This window comes from Streptomyces sp. NPDC048275 (genome assembly GCF_040652275.1).
Classification (GTDB): Bacteria; Actinomycetota; Actinomycetes; order Streptomycetales; family Streptomycetaceae; genus Streptomyces.
Genome location: NZ_JBEZLR010000029.1, coordinates 29747 through 48138, shown reverse-complemented (window position 1 = coordinate 48138; position 18392 = coordinate 29747). Strand labels below are relative to the sequence as shown.

Below are 18392 nucleotides of genomic sequence, written 5' to 3'. Positions count from 1 at the left end.
CTCGGGATGATCCCAAGGGGCCTTTGACATGTGTGCACTCGGCAGGATTCGAACCTGCAACCTTCTGATCCGTAGTCAGATGCTCTATCCGTTAAGCTACGAGTGCTTGTTTTGTTTTTTTCCTGCTTCGTCCCGCTTCCCGGGCTTTCGGCCCGCTCGCGGCGACAGGAAGAACATTACATGACTGCCGCCGCCATGTGAAATCCGTTAGCCGCACCCGTTGTGAGCTGGGCAAACGCTCCTCAGCAGGGGGTAACGCCGAAGCCCCGGTCCAGGTGGACCGGGGCTTCGGATCTTGTGGCGGAGGCGGAGGGATTTGAACCCTCGATGGGCTTTAAGGCCCAAACCGCATTAGCAGTGCGGCGCCATAGACCGGACTAGGCGACGCCTCCAGCACAACCGCCCGCGCGAGCGCGAGTGGTTCGTGCAGATGATGACACAGCCGAGCGGGCTGTCACCAATCGGCTCCTACGGTACTAGGCAGGCGGGCCGCAGGGCAAAGCCGTAAGAGCCGTGGTGGTCCGCGCAACCGCGCGGCACGCGTGGCGTTAGTCAGGTCATGTTCCGTAGTCAGGGTCAGGTCATGATCCGTCGTCTCGTCCTCGCCGTCACCGCGTCCGCCGCCGCGGTGACGGCCGTGCCCGCCATGCCCGTCGCCGCGTATGCGTACGCGGAATCCGCCCCACCGCTGACCCCGGCCCAGGCGGAGGCGCCTCCGCCGGTCCGTGCCGACGACGCGAGGGACCGGCTGACCGTGACCTTCCGCGACGCGGGAGGCGGTGCGTATAGGACGGACGGGGCGGACGGCACGGACGAAGCGGACGGGACGTACGAGCTGCGGTGTCATCCCGTCGGCGGCAGCCACCCCGGCGCGGCCGAGGCCTGCGCGAAGCTGGACCGGAGGACGACCTGGGGCAAGGATCCCTTCGCTCCGGTGGCGCCCGGCACGATGTGCACGATGAGGTACGGCGGTCCGGCCACCGCGCATGTCACCGGGACCTGGGGCGGGCGACCCGTCGACGCGTGGTTCGACCGGGCCGACGGGTGTCAGATCGCGCGCTGGGACGCCTTGGTGCCTCTGCTGCCGGACACCCGTTCATAGGCGGCGCACGGCTGCTCGGTCACGGTGGTGTCATGGATCCGTGGAGGGAGCCATGAGGAAGCGAAGAGAGATCGACGAGGTCGAAATGCGCGGTCACAGCTTCTGCGTCTCTTCTGCTTGCGACCTCCCTCTCATCCGGCGCCGCCGGCGCAGCCTCTGCCCGTAGACTCCCTCGCGTGACACGCTGCGGGACGGTTGGCAAGATGGCCCTCGCGGTCGGCAAGGTGCGGTAACAGGGAGGAAGCGTCTCGTGAGCAGCAGGCCATCCCGAGGCGCTGCTCGCCTCGCAGCCATACTGGACGCGCTGCCCGACGCGTTGGTGCTGGTCAACGCCAATGGGACCGTCGTCAACGCCAACAGCATCGCCCTGGAGGCCTTCGAGGCCCCGGGCACGGCTCTGGTGGGCCGGGGGCTGCTCGATCTGCTGCCGCAGTTCGACTCACGGCTGATCCCGGGTTCGATGCGGCGGCCCGAGACCATCGACCAGAGCGGGCGGACCAAGCCGACCCGGATGATCGCGCGCCGGACCGACGGCAGCGAGTTCCCGGTCGAAGTCACCAGCGCGAATCTGGAGAACGGCCAGCAGGCCTACGACAGCTACGGCCCGACCCCTGACGAGCTGCTCATGCTCGTCGTACGCGATCTGTCCGGCACCGTCGACACCGAGGCCGAACTCGCGCGTTCGCAGCGCCAGACCGAGATGATCCTGCGGGCCGCGGCCGAGGGTGTCGTCGGGACGGACACCGACGGGCGGGTCGTCCTCGTCAATCCGGCCGCCGCTCAGATACTCGGCTATCGGGCCAGCGATCTCGGCGGCCAGGAGCTGCACGCCCTCATCCTTCACTCGCGCGCGGACGGCGAGCCCTTCGCGTACGAGGAGTCGCCACTCGCCGACACCCTGCGCTCCGGGCGCAAGCACCGGGTGCGCGGGCAGGTGCTGTGGTCCAAGGCCGGGGACCAGGTGCCGGTCGACCTGACGACCGCGCCGGTCCGGGACGGGGATCAGCTCGTCGGCGCCGTCATGACCTTCACCGACCGACGGCCGTACGACACCCTCGCGGAGGAGAAGGACGCCGAGGCGACGCGGCACGCGGAGGAGCTCGCTCGGATCGCGGACGAGCACGCGGCTGAGCTCGAGGCGCTGCGTGAGACGCATGCGGCCGAGCTGGCCGAGGTGGGCGAGCGGCACGAGGAGGAACTCGCCGCGGGCGACGAGCGGTACGCGGCACTCGGCGAGCGCGAGAAGGACCGGTACGAGGCGCTGACCGCCCGGCACGAACAGCTCCTCGCCGTGCTCGGGCAGTCCCTGCGCGGACCGCTCGACCAATTGCGCGGCGAACTGTCGAAGCTCGCCGCCGACGACGCCGGACAGCTGTGGCCCGAGGCCAACCAGGTACTGCACCACCTCGCGGCGGGCTATTCGCGGATCACCACTCTGGTCGACAACGTGCTCGGCTATCAGCGGCTGGACGCGGGGGCCGAGGACATCGTCCGTACGAAGGTCATGCTCGACGCGGTCGTCGCGGCCGGTGTCGACGGGGCCGTCGAACTGATCGGGCCCGGGCGCGTGCAGTTCGCCGTGCACGCGCCGCCCATCGAGGCCGAGGTCGACCCGCAGCGGCTCGCCACCGCGCTCGCGCATCTCGTCGCGGACGTGGCGGGCGTCGACGCGACCGGCAACGCGCCGGTGTCCGCCGGCGGCTACATGGACAACACCGTCGTCGTGGCGGCGGCGCAGCGCGGCGAGGTCGTACGGATCGAGGTGCGCGGGCCGTACACCGGGGGAGACCCGGTGCACGAGCCGATCGTGCGCGGGATCGTGCGCGCCCACGGCGGAGTGCTGCAGACGCACGAGGTACCGGGGATGAGCGGCAGCGCGTTCGTGCTCGAAGTGCCGATCGGGGGCGGAGCCGGGGCGGTCGCGCCGTCCGTGGAGGCCCAGGTCCAGCCCCAGATCGAGCCCCAGGTTCATGGCTCGACCGGTGCCGAGGTCGCTCTGCCCGAGCAGGCCTCGCAGCAGGGCGGTGGCAGGCGCCGGGCCCGGCGGTCCTCCGTGGACGCCTTCCTGGAGAGCGAGGTCGCCACGGAGCCGCCGACGGCCTCCGATGCCGGTGCGGCCGCTCCCACCGGGCGGCGCCGGCGTCGTATGGCCGCGGAGCAGGAGACCGGCGCGGAGTCGGTGACAGCGGATCCGGCAGGTCCAGCAGATCCGGCAGTTCCGGCGGCTTCGGCGGCTTCGGCGGTCGCGATTCCGGCGCAGGGGTCGGGGGGCGACGGCTCCGGTGGTACCGGGCGCCGACGCGGACGGCCGAGTCCGGCCGAGGGCGCCGGCGACGGTGTCTCCGAAGGCGCGGTCGTCATGGCGGCCGAGCACGCGGCGGGAACCGCGGCCGTGGGTACGGGGCTGGGCGGGACGGTGCCTCCGCAGGGGGTGCCCGTGCCCGCCGGGCGGCGCACGCGGCCGGACGGCGAACAGCATGCGCTGCCGCCCGCGTTGCCCGCTGCTCCCAGCGCGCCGAATGCTCAGCCGAATTCTCAGGGGGGACCGGAGGCCGGTGTCTCCGCCGAAGGCGCCGGTGCGCAGCCGAACGGGCGGCGTCGGCGTGCGCTGGCCGCGGCGGCCGACCGCGCTGCGGCGCCGCAGGACGGGGGCGCCCGCCCGGTGTTCGCCCTTCCGCCCGCGGAGGCGGACCGCTCACCCGAGTACGTCCAGGCCCATCAGCAGGCCCAAAGGGCCCAGCAGCAGGCTCTTGCGCAGACGGGCGACGCCATCGGCACCGGCGCCGGCCACGAGCAGAGTGACGATGGCCGTCACGACGCGATGCCGCACGACCAGGCCGACGACCACACCCCGCCCCAGCCGCACCCCGTTTCCAACCCGACGGGCCGACGCCGCGCACGCCAGGCTCCGACCGTGGCTCCGGTGCAGTCGGATGCGGTGGGGACCTCTCCGCAACGCGTCCCGGCGCAAGGCGTCCCGGCGCAGGCTGTGCCGTCACAGGGTGTCCCGGCTCAGCCGGCCCCGGTGCCGGGAGTCCCCGCACCGGCCGCCGCCGCACAGACCCCGGCCCCGGCTGCCCAGCCCTGGCCCACCCCGGGCGCCGACAACACCTCCGGCGCCGGGACCCCCGTACAGCCGGGAGCCCCCGTACAGTCGGCCGCACAGCCCGGCGTGCCCATGCAGCCCGTGCCCCCCGCCCCGGCGGCCACCCCACAGCCTCAGACGCCCGCCCCCGCCGCGCCCCTCCCCCCGGAGCAGCCCACGCCGCCGCAGCCGCAGCGGGCCGCTCAGCCGCTGCCCGCGGAGGCCGCCGCGCCGGTCGATCCCAACTCGACGCAGGGACGTGCGATCAGCGTGCGGACGCTCGGGCAGGGCGTCCCGTTCAGCCGGCAGCCCGCGCCGAACCAGGGACAGGCACAGGCCGCCACGCCCCTTCCGCATCAGACCAACGGCTCCGGCCGCCGCCGCAAGCTCGGCACTCCCCCCGAGCCCGCCGCCGAGCGCCCGGAGACCGCGGCCCGTCCGCATCCGCCGGCCGGGCAGGCACCCGGGCCCAGGCTGCCCGGAGCCACCGAGGGCGCCGGACGGTCGTACGCCATAGGAGCCCCGGACAAGAACGCCGACGAAGGTCCCGAGCCGCTGGACGGTCCCGGCGGCGCGGTCGAGGTCGCCGATCAGCCGCAGCCGCGGCCCCTGGACGACGAGTTGCCGCCGGAACCGCTGGACAACCCGCGCCGCCTGCTCGTGTGGCCCGCGCCGGATGTGACGACCCAGCAGGCGCTGAGCGACCGCGGCTACCGGCCCGTCATCGTGAACTCGCGCGAGGAGGTGAACGCGCAGATCGCCGCGTTCCCGGCCGCGCTGTTCGTGGACCCGCTGACCGGTCCGATCACGCGTACGGCACTCCAGTCGCTGCGGCAGGCCGCTGTCGCCGCCGAGGTGCCGGTGCTGGTGACGGCGGGACTGGGGCAGGCGACGCGCGAGGCGGCGTACGGCGCCGATCCCGCCGTACTCCTGAAGGCGCTGGCGCCGCGGGACTCCGAGCAGCACCCGCCGCGCGTACTGCTCATCGAGGAGCACGCGGAGATCGCGCTGGCGCTGACCTCGACGCTGGAACGGCGCGGGATGCAGGTCGCGCGGGCGTCGACGGACGCGGACGCCGTGACGCTGGCCTCGCAGATGCGGCCGAACCTGGTCGTGATGGATCTGCTGCAGGTACAGCGTCGTCGTTCCGGGATCGTCGACTGGCTGCGGGCGAACGGGCAGTTGAACCGCACCCCGCTCGTCGTCTACACCGCCGCCGTCGACCGGGCCGAACTGCCGCGGCTCGCCGCGGGCGAGACGGTCCTGTTCCTCGCCGAGCGCTCGACGAGCGGCGAGGTGCAGGAGCGGATCGTCGATCTGCTCGCACGAATCGGTACGAACTGAGCGCGCTCACCGGGCGGTGAGCCGTCGTGCCACCGCCCGTACACGCTCGACCGGGTGACCGTTTCGATACGTCGATGAGCTGCGCGTACGCCGGTGCGCTGTCCGTACGTCGGGCGGGAGCCGTGGGGCGGGCGCCCCCGCCCGGCGTACGGGGGCGTGTCAGAGCTTCGTCACGTCCAGCTCGCCCTCGGCGTACTTCCGGCGCAGTACCTTTTTGTCGAACTTGCCGACGCTTGTCTTCGGGACCGACTCGATGATCGTCCAGCGCTCGGGAAGCTGCCACTTGGCGATCTTGGCCTCCTCGGCGAGGAAGGCACGCAGCGACGCGAAGTCGGCGGTGGCGCCCTGCCTGAGGACAACGGTGGCGAGGGGTCGCTCGCCCCACCTGTCGTCGGGGACGGCGACGACGGCGGCCTCGGCGACCTCCGGGTGGGACATGAGGGCGTTCTCCAGGTCGACGGACGAGATCCACTCGCCGCCGGACTTGATGACGTCCTTGGCACGGTCGGTGAGGGTCAGGAAGCCGTCGGGGCTGATCGTGCCGACGTCACCGGTCTTGAGCCAGCCGTCCTCGCTGAACTTGTCGGCGGGACGGAGGACTTCGGCACCCTGGCCGCCGTAGTACGCGCCTGCGATCCACGGGCCGCGCACCTCCAGCTCGCCCGCGGACTCGCCGTCCCAGGGGAGCCGCTCGCCGCCGGGGCCGGTGAGGCGGGCCTCGACGCCGGCCGGGAAACGGCCCTGGGTGAGGCGGTACGCGAACAGCTCGTCCGGGTCCACGACACCGGCCGGCGGCCGGGCGATCGTGCCGAGCGGCGAGGTCTCCGTCATGCCCCAGGCGTGGCAGACCCGCATGCCCAGCTTGTCGAAGGCGGCCATGAGCGAGGGCGGGCAGGCCGAGCCGCCGATGGTGACCTGGGTGAGGGAGGAGACGTCCCGGGGCTTGGCGTGCAGCTCACCGAGCAGGCCCTGCCAGATGGTGGGAACGGCCGCGGCGTGGGTCGGCCGCTCGGTCTCGATCATCTCGGCGAGCGGCGCGGGCTGGAGGAAACGGTCCGGCATGAGCATGTTGACGCCGGTCATGAACGTGGCGTGCGGCAGGCCCCAGGCGTTGACATGGAACTGCGGGACCACGACCAGCGAGGTGTCCTGGTCGGTGAGCCCCATCGACTGCGCCATGTTGACCTGCATGGAGTGCAGGTAGATCGAACGGTGGGAGTAGAGGACACCCTTGGGGTCGCCGGTCGTGCCGGAGGTGTAACACATGGCCGCGGCGGCGCGCTCGTCCAGCTCCGGCCAGTCGTACGTCGTCGGCTTGCCCGCGATCAGCTCCTCGTACTCGTGCACCCGCACGCTCGCTCCGGCGAGCAGCGAACGATCACCGGGCCCCGAGACGATCACGTGCTCGACCGTCGGCAGATGGGGGAGCAGCGGCGCCAGCAGCGGAAGCAGCGAGCCATTGGCGATGATCACGCGGTCGGCGGCATGGCCGACGATGAAGACGAGCTGCTCCGCGGGCAGGCGGAGGTTGAGCGTGTGCAACACCGCGCCCATGGAGGGGATCGCGTAGTACGCCTCCACATGCTCGGCGTTGTTCCACATCAGCGTCGCCACGCGGTCGTCGCCCTCGACCCCGAGGTCCTCGCGCAGGGCGTGCGCCAGCTGGGCCGCCCGGGCTCCGATCTCGGCGTAGGAGCGGCGCTGCGGCTCTCCCTCACCCGTCCAGGTGATCACCTGTGATGTGCCGTGGATGACCGACCCGTGGGTCAGGATCCTCGAGATCAGCAGCGGTACGTCCTGCATCGTGCTCAGCACGGTGTCCTCCCGGGGCGACATTGCCTACGAGGCGGTAAGGGTTGCGCTGATTCTGCGCACATACCGTTCGGTATGTCACTAGTTCCGGGTGATCGATCAGCTCACAGGGCCCAGCGGGGGGCACCACACAGGCTCAGGGGCACCTCGCAGGCTTGAGTAGAGGTCACAGGGCAGGCTCAGGGAGAGGTCACCGCGCAGGCTCGAACGGAGGTCACCGGACAGGCTCCAGCTCAGGGTCCTCGCGCAACTTGCTCAGCGCCCGCGACACCGCCGACTTGACCGTCCCGATGGAGACACCGAGCACCTCCGCCGTCTGCGCCTCGCTCAGGTCCTCGTAGTACCGCAGTACGACCATCGCCCGCTGTCGCGCCGGCAGCTTCATGATCGCGCGCCACATCGCGTCGTGCAGCGCCTGCTGCTCGGCCGGGTCCCCGGCGGGCATCCCCTCCGGCTCCGGCATTTCGTCGCACGCGAACTCGTCGACCTTGCGCTTGCGCCACTGCGACGTCCGGGTGTTCAGCAGCGCACGCCGTACATAGCCGTCGAGCGCCCTGTGGTCCTCGATCCGCTCCCACGCGACATACGTCTTGGCCAGCGCGGTCTGCAGCAGGTCCTCCGCGTCGCTCGGGTTCGCGGTCAGCGACCGGGCGGTACGCAGCAGCACCGGCTGACGGGCCTTCATGTACGACGAGAACGACGGGTATGCCGCGTACGGAAGGGTCCGCGTCGCGACGTTCGCAGCGCTGGTGCAGACGGGTGTGGTCATGGCTCCACGCTAGGAGTGCCCCCTACTCTTTCGGATCGGCCGCAGGTCCCGAAGCCGTGTCCCCCTCAGGTTGTAGGCAGGGGGTTGACCCCACCTCCTGAGGGTGGATGAGCAGCGCCTGCACCCTGAGGGTTCATCCCTGAGAGGGGAGTACCGGGGTAGTACACCTCCTGCTCCTCCCCCTGTTCCTCTCCTGCTGCTTCCCCCGTCCCTTCCCTTATTCCGTCCCCAGGATCAGGCCCGACGTGGGGACCCCGGTGCCCGCGGTGACCAGGGTCCGGCGGGCGCCCGGTATCTGGTTCACGGACGTGCCGCGCAACTGTCTGACCGCCTCCGCCACCCCGTTCATCCCGTGCAGATACGCCTCCCCGAGCTGCCCTCCGTGCGTGTTCAGCGGCAGCCGCTCCGCGGCCACGAAGTCCGCGGCCTCCCCCGGCTCGCAGAACCCGAACTCCTCCAGCTGCGACAGCACGAACGGCGTGAAGTGGTCGTACAGGATCCCCACGTCGATGTCCGTAGGGGTCAGCCCTGAGGTCCGCCACAGCTGCCGCGCCACCACCCCCATCTCCGGCAGCCCGGTCAGATCGTCCCGGTAGAAGCTCGTCATCTGCTCCTGCGCTCGACCCGCGCCCTGGGCGGCCGCCGTGATCACCGCAGGCGGGTTCGGCAGATCACGGGCCCGCTCCAGGGAGGTGACCACCAGCGCCTGGCCGCCGTCCGTCTCCTGACAGCAGTCCAGCAGCCGCAGCGGCTCCACGATCCACCGCGAGGCCGCGTGCTCGGCGAGCGTGATCGGTCTGCCGTGGAAGTACGCCGCCGGATTCGTCGCCGCGTACTTCCGGTCCACCACGGCGACATGGCCGAACGCCTCGGGCGTCAGTCCGTACCTGTGCAGATACCGCTGGGCCGCCATAGCCACCCAGGAGGCAGGAGTGAGCAGCCCGAACGGCAGGGACCACCCCAGCGCCACCCCCTCCGCCGACGGCTCCCGCTGCTGCACCCCGGCACCGAATCTCCGTCCCGACCGCTCATTGAACGCGCGGTAGCAGACCACGACCTCGGCCACCCCCGTCACCACCGCGAGTGCCGCCTGCTGCACGGTCGCGCAGGCCGCCCCGCCTCCGTAGTGGACCCGCGAGAAGAAGGACAGCTCTCCGATCCCGGCTGCCTGGGCGACGGTGATCTCCGGGCTGGTGTCCATCGTGAACGTGACCATCCCGTCCACGTCGGCCGGCGCCAACCCGGCGTCGTCGAGCGCCGCCCGCACCGCCTCCACGGCGAGCCGCAGCTCACTGCGCCCGGAGTCCTTGGAGAACTCGGTGGCGCCGATCCCGACGATCGCCGTCCTTCCGCCGAGGCCGTCCCTCGTCCGTACGCTCACGACACGGCTCCCGCGGGGGAGGAGGGGACCGGGGCGCCGGCCGTGACCGTCACGGTCACCGTGCCGGTGACGTGCTTGCCGATGCCGTTCGCCCCGACGACCTTCACCGTGACGGTGTCGCCGCCGACTTCCTCGACCGTGCCGGTCAAGACCATGGTGTCGCCGGGGTAGTTGGGCGCCCCGAGGCGTATCGCCACCTTGCGGAGCGTCGCGCTCGGGCCGAAGTGATCGGTGACGTACCGCCCGACCAGCCCGTTGGTCGTCAGGATGTTCATGAAGATGTCCGGCGAACCCTTCGTCTTCGCCAGCTCCGCGTCGTGGTGCACGTCCTGATAGTCGCGCGACGCGATGGCCCCGGCGACGATCAGCGTGCGGGTGATCTCGATCTCCAGCGGTGGCAGCCGGTCACCGGTCCTCAGGTCCGCCGTCACGCCTCCCCCTCTCCGCGCTCTCTCCACTCACGATCAACTCGCCCAATTCCTGCAACACTTCACTCCCACACCCCAGATACGCGTCCAGCTGTCTCCCCCACAGGAAGTGCCGGTGCACGGGGTGCTCCAGGTCGGCCCCCGTCCCGCCGTGCAGATGCTGGCCCGTGTGTACGACCCGCTGCCCCGCCTCGGACGCCCACCAGGCGGCGGTCAGGGCGTGCGTCGCGTACGCGAGCCCCTCGTCGCGCCGCCATGCGGCCTCGTACGCCGTCACCCGTATGGCCTCGGTGTCCATGTACGCGTCGGCTGCCCGAAGCTGGACCGCTTGCTTGGCGGCGAGCGGGCGCCCGAACTGCTCGCGTGTATTGGTGTGCTCCACGGCTCTGGCCAGCGATCCCGCGCACACTCCGGCCTGCAGTCCCGCGAAGGCGGTACGGGCGGTGGCGAGCACGTCGTCATACGTGCCGTCGTCCCACGCGCCGTCGTCATACGTGCCTTCGCCATACGCGCCGTCATCGCCGTCGTGATGCGCGCCGCCGTCCCCACCCAGCGGCTCAGCCGGTGTCCCGTCGAGGATCAGCCGACCTGCCGACCAGGGCGCCGTCAGCTCCACCGGCGTGCACCGTGCATCCGCGGTCCGCGCCAGCCACAGTCGACGCCGGTCGTCCGCGACGAGCACGTGAGTGGCGTCCCGCAACCACGGCACCACGGGGACGGTTCCACTCAACCGCCCCGGTGCTCCCATCCGTACCTCTCCGGCCCGCACCGCTCCCGGCTCGAACACCGCCCCGCACACCACCACCGTCCCGTCCCCGATGCCGGGCAGCAGCCGCGCCCGCTGCTCCGGGGAACCGTGGGCGGCCACCGCCAGCAGCCCGTACACACAGCTCGCCGCGAACGGCACCTGGGCCGTGGTCCGCCCCTGCTCCTCCAGGAGGAGCACCAGACCGAGAAGCCCGGTGTCCTGCACGGCCGACACCAGCCCGGCCGCACACAGCGCCTTCCACAACTCGACGTCACTGCCGGTCCCCGCCGCGGCGAGCCGCTCGTGCGTGGAGAGGTCGCCGAAGATCCGCGCGGCCAGATCACGGGCGGCCGTCTGCTCCTCGGTGGGCGTGAAGTCCATGTCAGCGCTCACCACCTTCCGCACGTCCACCGAGGTCACGTGAGTCACCTCCCCGGAAGACCGGCAGCACCAACTCCTCGTCATACCGATCGAATTGGAGTCGCACGGGCATCCCGATCCGCACCTTGTCGTACGGCACCCCGATCACGTTGCTCACCATCCGCACGCCCTCGGCGAGCTCGATCAGAGCGACCGCGTAGGGAGGGGAGAAGGCCGGGAAAGGTGGGTGATGCATGACCACGTACGAGTAGACGGTCCCATCGCCGCTCGCCTCGACCGTGTCCCACTCCAGGCAGCCGCACGCGCCGCACCCCGGCAGCCAGGGAAACCGCAGGACCCCGCAGGCGCCGCACCGCTGGATCAGCAGCTGATGCCGCCCCACGCCCTCCCAGAAACCCGCGTTGTCCCGGTTGACCACTGGGCGGGGGCGCCTGACGGTCGGCTTCCTCCGCGTCGGCGCGTACTTGAGGATCCGGAACCGATGGGTGCCCGCGGGCTCCCCTCCCGCTCGTACGTCCATCCGCGTCGTGACGAAGTGCCCCGTGCCCAGCTTGGTCGTCTTGCGCTCGGAGACCGACTCGATCACGGCGTCGAAGGTGATCTCGTCACCGGGCCGCAGCGGCCGCAGATACTCCTGCTCGCAGTCGGTGGCGACCACGGAGGTGTACCCGGCTTCGTCGAGCAGCCCGAGCAGCTCCTCGTACGCGTCCGAACGGGCCACGTGCCCGGAGAGACCGCCCATGGTCCACACCTGAAGCATGGTGGGCGGCGCCACGGCGTCGGGTCCCTCATACGCCGGATTGGTGTCGCCCATCGCCTCGCACCAGTGCCGGATCATCGCCTCGTTGACCGGGTCCTTGCCCATGCCCGCGATGGCGGCCGCGCGCCCTTCGTACGCCCTGAGACGCATCCCCGACTCGTCACTCACGTCGCTCACCGCCGCCCCCTCGTCATCCCGAGCCGCATGGTCGCCACGATCTCCCGCTGCACCTCGCTCACCCCGCCCCCGAACGTGTTGATCTGCGCCGCCCTGTTCATCCGCTCCAGCTCGCCGTCCCCGAACATCCCCGGCGAACCGGAGCGCACCAGCGCATCCGCTCCCACAATTTCCTGACACATTCGGTACACCGCGACCGCCGATTCGGTTCCCACCACTTTCACGCCGCTCGCGTCGCCCGGGGCCAGCCGGCCGGCCCCGACATCCCCCACCAAACGCCAGTTGAGCAGGCGTGATGCCGCCAGCCGGGCATGTACCTCGGCCAGCCTCGCGCGCACCCACGGCTCGTCAACCCGACGCCGCCCCGTCACCGGATCGGGGGTGAGCGACGCCTCCAGCGCAGCCGCGTAGAAGTCCTCCGCCTGCATCCCGATCGCGGCAAGCGCGACCCGCTCATGGTTGAGCTGGTGGGTGATGAGACCCCAGCCGCCGTTCTTCTCCCCGACGAGATGCGTGGCGGGGACACGGACGCCGTCGTAATACGTGGCCGTGGTGGTCAGCCCGCCCACCGTTTCGATCGGCGTCCAGGAGAACCCGGGCGCATCCGTGGGCACGAGGATGATCGAGATGCCCCGGTGCTTGGGCGCGTCGGCGTCGGTGCGGCAGGCCAGCCAGATCCAGTCGGCGTTCTGGGCGTTGGAGGTGAAGATCTTCTGCCCGTCGATCAGCCAGTACTCACTCTCCGGCTCCGCGCCCTCCGGCAGCACGCCTTCCGGCACCGCACGCGTCCGCAGCGAGGCGAGGTCCGTCCCCGCCGAGGGCTCCGAGTACCCGATCGCGAAGACGAGGTCCCCGCTCAGGATGCGCGGCAGGAAGTACTCCTTCTGCTCCGGGCTCCCGTACTCCATGAGGGTCGGCCCGACGGTGTTCAGCGTGACCATCGAAACCGGCGCACCGGCCCGGTACGCCTCGTCGAAGAACACGAACTGCTCGTCCGCGCCGCGCCCTTGCCCGCCGTACGCGACAGGCCAGCCGAGCCCGAGCAGTCCGTCGGCGCCGATGCGGCGCAGCAGCGCACGCCGCCGCCCGGGGTCGTCGGCGGACGGAGGCCCCTCGGGCATCAGATCCCGGAAGTACGCACGCAGCTCGGCGCGCAGCCGTTGCTGGCGCTCGGTGGGGGCGAGGTGCACGGCGGCGGCCCTCCCGGACCTCGTACGAACAAGGGTTTCTGACTGTCCGTCAGACAATGTGGACTGTCAAGGTCACGGGACACCCGCACACAGGAGACGCACGGCAGAAGGCGGCACTCGGAGGGCACACGAAAAAACGCCTGCGCGACGGCACCGAAGTACCGCCGCGCAGACGCGTCACACCCCAGAAAGCACACCCCACACGGGCTTCACGGCCGATGAGCCCGACGGCGCATCGACCCCCGACTCACCAGAGGTCGGTGAAGTTGACGACGGTGTTCGACTGGTCGATGGCCGTGAACGCGGAGCGGTTCACCTGAGCCGTGTTGCTCTGGTTCGAGGCGCCCGAGCCGACTGCCTGCTGCTGCGTGGTGGAGGAGTTGCCGCTGTTGTCGTGTCCGACCCCGCTGCCGCTGACGGTTGCGACGCCCGCGTTCGATCCGTTGTCCGCGAAGGCGCCGTTGTCTGCCGCCGCGACACCCGCGAAGAGGGCTGCAGCGAGGGGCAGAGCCGAGACGGCGGCGAGAACACGGGCAGTACGGATGCTTGCCATGTGAATTCCTCCAGAACCAGGTGTACAGAACCAGATGTACGAGCCCGATGTACGAGCCCGATGTACGAGCCAGTTGCACGAGCCAGACCCACGAGCCCGTGCGCATCGGGAAGTACGGCTTGTTCCGAGGCGGTTGGCCGACCGCCTCAGCGTTGTTCACGACGTCGCGAGTCCAGAGTTGCCCATCAAATCCCCGGCGAACCACCTCGGAAGCCCTGATTCCCCCTCAAGCGTGAGGACTTGTCGATAAACACCCTTCGTGACAGCAAAACCCCAGCTCAGCCTGGACCGGGCGACTCAATCCCAGACGCCGCAAGGGGTGAAGCGTTCCGCCACATTTTCGGCCAATACGCCCCGTGACCCCGGTGAGCGCCCACACACCCGGCGAGCCCTTCCCTTTTTCGAACACTCGTACGAACATAAAGGCATGGCCACCACCGACCGGCAGGCCACGACCGTGGCCCTGGCCCACGCCCTGTCCGCCGCCGAGCGCGGCCTCGCGGTGATCCCGCTGTCCCGGACGAAGCTCCCAGCCCTGCGTTCCCCCCACCGCGCCGCCCCTCCCCACGACGCCCCGCACCGCGACGGCCCCGACCACCCCACAACACCCGCCTGCCACGGTGAATGCGGCCGGTTCGGACACGGCGTTTACGACGCCTCGACCGACCCCCGCCGCATCCGCGAGCTCTTCGCCGCCGCCCCCTGGGCCACCGGCTACGGCATCGCCTGCGGGCTCGAACCACACCACCTCATCGGCGTCGACCTCGACACCAAATCGGGCACGGACTCCTTGGCGGCCCTGCGCGAGCTGGCCCTGCGCCACCTGTTCACGATCCCGGAGACCGTCGTCGTCCTGACCCCCAGCGGCGGCCGCCACCTCTGGCTCAGTGGACCGCCGGAGGTGGTCGTCCCCAACTCGGCCGGCCGCCTCGCCCCCGGCATCGACATCCGCGGCGCCGGCGGCTACCTGGTCGGCCCCGGGTCACGCACCGACCACGGCGTGTACCGCACAGCTCCAGGCACCGCTCAACTGCCTCCCGCGCCCTGCCCGCGCGCACTTCTGCGCCTACTCACGCCTCCGCCCCGTACGCACCACCGCACGCCCCCTGCGACCGGCCAACACGGCCAGGGACTCGTCCAGTTCGTGCTCGCCGCCCACGAGGGCCAGCGCAACACCCGCCTCTTCTGGGCCGCTTGCCGCGCCTATGAGAACGGCATCGGCCCGGACCTCGTAGACCCTCTGGTCGCCGCGGCCCGAAGCGCGGGCCTCAGCGAACGCGAGGCCCGCGCGACGATCGCGTCGGCCGCGCGGATGACGGGGCGAGAGGCGGGCGGATAACAGGGCGTCGGCCCGCAGACCGGACCTGTCCCCGGCAGGGACAGCGGCGGGCACCTTCGGCCATCAGAGGTGCCGAGCCGGGAAGGAGACTGGACTGACAAGCGGGGCGGGGGGCAAGGCGGTGAAAGGGGCTCATCTGGTGCGAAGCGTGCCGCTCGCATGGGGTCTTGGCATAAGCTCACTTGCAACGGACTGTTGTTGTGTGCTTCGTCTGGGGGGACTGCATGGACATCGAACTCGCCACGTTGCTCACGTCGCTGCGTTCCGAGATCAACCGCGCTCGACTGGATGCGGCCGGGCAGGATGTGCGCTTCCGCATCAATTCGATTGACCTCGAGCTGCAAGTTGCGGTGGAGAAGTCAGCCGAGGCGAACGCCGGTGTGCGGTTCTGGGTGGTCTCACTTGGCGGCAAGGGCGGCGTGAAGTCGGCGGAGACGCACATGATCAAGCTCAGCCTGACCGCCGAGACGGACACCGGTGAGCCGGTCCTGACCGGTGATGACATTTCGGACCTGCTCTCCTCGAACTGACCACTGGATGAGCCCGATCGACACCGCCCGCGTGGCTGAGATCATCGTCAGGAACGGAACCAGGAGCGAGTACGGATCTGGCTACCGGATCAGCTCCCGGCTGATCCTCACCGTGGCCCACCTGCTCGGCGCCAGTACGGATCCCACCTGCACCGTCCTGCTCGGCGGCGTTGACGCCGAGCTCCCCGCGACGCCGGTATGGCTGGCTACAGGGCGGGATATGGCGCTGCTGCGCCTCGATTCCGTCGCGGAGGCCGGTCCGCTGGACAGCGTGCCTCCAGTCGCCCTTGGGGGCTTGCCGGACGGTGTGGGCAGTGTGCCGTTCGCCGGGGTCGGCTTTCCGGCATATGCGCAGCGTCCCAGCTCAGCCGAGAGACGAGGACTTCGACGGCGAGACAGTAGACAGGTCAACGGGTTCGTACAGCTGGGCTCCAACATGAAGTCGGGGCTGCTGGATCTCACTTTCACGACGGCACCACCAGCCGAAAAGGGCCCCGATGGACAGGATGCCTGGCAGGGCATCTCGGGTACGGCCCTGTTTACATCGACCCAGGATGGCAGCCTGCTGGTCGGAGTACAGGCGCATCGACTGCCCGCTGCGGGGACCGGCAGCGCGGAGGCCGAGCCAATCGTCGAGGCGCTGAAGGACCCGGAGTTCGTCCGGTTGCTCGCTCTCAATGGCGTACGGCCACAAGCCTTGGCAGTTGACCCACCTGGCCATGATCCCAAGAGCCTTCTGCGGGCGGTGATCCCGCAACAGAAGCTCATCGAGGGCTTCGGCGATTTCAAGAAGAACCTCACCCACGAACGGCTCCCCTTCGTCTCGCCAGGCAGCGAACACCCGGCCGAGCCTCAAAATCTGTTTGTGCGGCTGGTGACTTCCGTAGACCGGGGCGTACTACTGGTAGGCGCGGCGGGCACCGGCAAGAGCCGCACAGGGATTGAGGTGGGTCAGCTCGCGCTGGAGGCGGGTTGGCGGGTGCTGCACGTTCTACCCGGCGAAGATGATTCGATCACCGATCAGATCGCCGAACAGGTGCTCGCCACCCCCAGCGCAGTACTGGTAGTGGTCGACTACTTGAACGAGTCGCAGCTCGACCTGCCGGCGCTGCGGCACCGACTTATCCCCGAGGCACACCGCCGCGGTATCCAAGTGGCGCTGCTTGCCTCCGTACGTCCCGGCTGGCTGAAGAAGGCCGACCGCGCGCTGTTGCACGGGTTGTTCGACGAGGTGGAGCTGCGGCAGGACTACGAGTTCCAGCGGTTGGTCACCGACAACGCTCTGACGACGATGGCACCGACCGCCATCCGCCGACTGGGTATGGCTCGCATGCTGGCGGTCTGCGGGCATCGCCCCATCGTTGCCCTGCTGGTCGCTCGTGAGATCGAACGCAGGGTTGTGGCGGGCCTCTCCGTGCCCGAGACGGCTGACCTGCGGTCCGGTGGCGAGCTGTCTGCCTGGCTGGAAAGCCGGCTCAGCGAGGACGGCCTTACCGTCCCTGGCCGCGAGGACACCTTCACCCCAGCGCGCGCTTCGCATGGCTTGGTGGCAGCCGCAGCTGCCACCGCAGCCTGCCCACAGTCCCGCGTCGAGGTGACAGCGGCTGCCCACGCTGCCCTCGCTGGGGCCGCCGGCTCGGCACCGCAGGCCGAGGACGTTGTGGCGACCCTCGTCTCGCTCGGCTGGCTGGAGCCCGACAACGGGGTGCTGTCGGTAGCCCACGACGTTGTCGCCGACCAGTTCGTGGAGTCCGTCATGCTCCCAGAGCGCGAAGGAACCCCGGATGTCACAGGTGCCCATGCCATGCTCGCGGGCTGTCTGACGGGCCCGCGCACCGTCGGCCGCTTCGCCGTCAATATTGGCCGTGTTGTCACCGACATGGCCCTCGCGGACCGCGCTCCCTTTGTCTTCCCCGTACTCGACGGCTGGTTCACCGAAAATGCCGAAGACATAGGCCGTGTCATGCGCCACGACTCCGACCTGGGCAGCTACGCCCTTGGCGCCATCTGCTCGGGGCCGCCCTGGTCCGCCTCTGCAGTTCAGCACTGGCAGCAGGTCGTCAACCCATGGCTTACCGACTTCGGCGCCAGCATAAATGCCCGCCACCTCCTCTACCGTGGCCTGCGCCATCTCCCCGGCGACGGCGCCCTACGTCTCGTCCCCACCGCGCTGGCCTGGCTCAAATCCCACGGGCAAACGCGGAAGGCAGGTTTCGTCCTCAGGACATTGCTCTTGCGCACGGACCTCCCAGCTCAGGCCGTACGGCAGACCTTCACCATCACGCTCACCTGGCTGGACGACCACACCACCGCCCCTGAAGCCCAGTTCGTCCTCGCCTCGCTGCTCTCCCGCGCCGACCTCACCCCGGACGACGCTCAGCGGGCCATCTCCACGGCCTTCACCTGGCTGAACGACCACGCCACCACCCCTGCAGCCCAGTTCGTCCTCAACTCGCTGCTCTCCCGCACCGACCTCACCCCAGGCAACGCTCAGCGGGCCATCTCCACCGCCTTCACCTGGCTGAACGACCACGCCACCACCACCGAAGCCCAGTACGTCCTCAACTCGCTGCTCTCCCGCACCGACCTCACCCCGGACGACGCTCAGCGGGCCATCTCCATCGCCCTCGCCTGGCTGAACGACCACGCCACCACCACCGAAGCCGAATTCGTCCTGGACCCGCTGCTCTCCCGCGCCGACCTCACCCCGGACGACGCTCAGCGGGCCATCTCCACCGCCCTCGCCTGGCTGGACGACCACGCCACCGCCACCGAAGCCGGATTCGTCCTCAC

12 protein-coding genes, 2 tRNA genes and 1 pseudogene are annotated in these 18392 nt (G+C 70.3%); 5 read left to right on the top strand and 10 right to left on the bottom strand.

Translation table 11 applies throughout. From position 1 onward, the window contains the following. Positions 1–33 precede the first annotated feature (33 nt). Together AB0D57_RS19225 and AB0D57_RS19220 are read right to left on the bottom strand one after the other, a co-directional pair. Positions 34–106 (bottom strand) — tRNA-Arg (locus tag AB0D57_RS19225). Between the two features lie 192 nt (positions 107–298). Then, positions 299–392, bottom strand: a tRNA-Ser gene (locus tag AB0D57_RS19220). A gap of 191 nt (positions 393–583) precedes the next feature. Here AB0D57_RS19220 and AB0D57_RS19215 point away from each other — a divergent pair. Continuing rightward, a complete protein-coding gene (locus AB0D57_RS19215; RefSeq protein WP_362073731.1) occupies positions 584–1102 on the top strand; it encodes an SSI family serine proteinase inhibitor in 519 nt (172 codons plus the stop codon). Between the two features lie 250 nt (positions 1103–1352). Then, positions 1353–5531, top strand: coding sequence for a PAS domain-containing protein (locus AB0D57_RS19210; protein ID WP_362073728.1), 4179 nt, complete (start codon positions 1353–1355; stop codon positions 5529–5531). A 159-nt stretch (positions 5532–5690) separates the two neighbouring features. Here the strand turns inward: AB0D57_RS19210 and AB0D57_RS19205 are convergent, their stop codons facing one another. From AB0D57_RS19205 to AB0D57_RS19170, 8 genes are all read right to left on the bottom strand, one after another. Next, the gene (locus AB0D57_RS19205; RefSeq protein ID WP_362073725.1) at positions 5691–7367 is read right to left on the bottom strand and encodes a long-chain fatty acid--CoA ligase; all 1677 of its coding nucleotides are present in this window, start codon (positions 7365–7367) and stop codon (positions 5691–5693) included. Between the two features lie 190 nt (positions 7368–7557). After that, positions 7558–8112, bottom strand: a complete 555-nt coding sequence (locus AB0D57_RS19200; protein ID WP_362073722.1) for a SigE family RNA polymerase sigma factor — start codon at positions 8110–8112, stop codon at positions 7558–7560. Between the two features lie 217 nt (positions 8113–8329). Next, positions 8330–9493: a lipid-transfer protein gene (locus AB0D57_RS19195; protein WP_362073719.1), complete on the bottom strand. Its 1164-nt coding sequence runs from the start codon at positions 9491–9493 to the stop codon at positions 8330–8332. Further along, positions 9490–9912 carry a MaoC family dehydratase gene (locus AB0D57_RS19190; protein WP_362073855.1) on the bottom strand — a complete coding sequence of 141 codons (423 nt, stop codon included), beginning with the start codon at positions 9910–9912 and terminating at the stop codon, positions 9490–9492. The genes AB0D57_RS19195 and AB0D57_RS19190 overlap by 4 nt, the downstream gene beginning before the upstream one ends. Continuing rightward, positions 9899–11050 carry an acyl-CoA dehydrogenase family protein gene (locus tag AB0D57_RS19185; protein ID WP_362073853.1) on the bottom strand — a complete coding sequence of 384 codons (1152 nt, stop codon included), beginning with the start codon at positions 11048–11050 and terminating at the stop codon, positions 9899–9901. The genes AB0D57_RS19190 and AB0D57_RS19185 overlap by 14 nt, the downstream gene beginning before the upstream one ends. 1 nt (position 11051) lies before the next feature. Further along, on the bottom strand, positions 11052–11960 hold the full coding sequence (locus tag AB0D57_RS19180; protein ID WP_362073850.1) for a bifunctional MaoC family dehydratase N-terminal/OB-fold nucleic acid binding domain-containing protein: 909 nt from the start codon (positions 11958–11960) through the stop codon (positions 11052–11054). 23 nt (positions 11961–11983) lie between these two features. Next, positions 11984–13177: an acyl-CoA dehydrogenase family protein gene (locus tag AB0D57_RS19175; RefSeq protein WP_362073716.1), complete on the bottom strand. Its 1194-nt coding sequence runs from the start codon at positions 13175–13177 to the stop codon at positions 11984–11986. Positions 13178–13424: 247 nt separating this feature from the next. Continuing rightward, complete coding sequence (locus AB0D57_RS19170; protein ID WP_362073713.1) at positions 13425–13730, bottom strand: hypothetical protein; 306 nt, start codon at positions 13728–13730, stop codon at positions 13425–13427. 427 nt (positions 13731–14157) lie between these two features. Between AB0D57_RS19170 and AB0D57_RS19165 the strand changes: the two genes are divergently transcribed. From AB0D57_RS19165 to AB0D57_RS19155, 3 genes and pseudogenes are all read left to right on the top strand, one after another. After that, the gene (locus tag AB0D57_RS19165; protein ID WP_362073710.1) at positions 14158–15069 is read left to right on the top strand and encodes a bifunctional DNA primase/polymerase; all 912 of its coding nucleotides are present in this window, start codon (positions 14158–14160) and stop codon (positions 15067–15069) included. Between the two features lie 224 nt (positions 15070–15293). Then, positions 15294–15599, top strand: coding sequence for a trypco2 family protein (locus AB0D57_RS19160; protein WP_362073707.1), 306 nt, complete (start codon positions 15294–15296; stop codon positions 15597–15599). A gap of 7 nt (positions 15600–15606) precedes the next feature. Then, a pseudogene (locus AB0D57_RS19155) lies at positions 15607–18392 on the top strand (hypothetical protein); the annotation flags it as partial.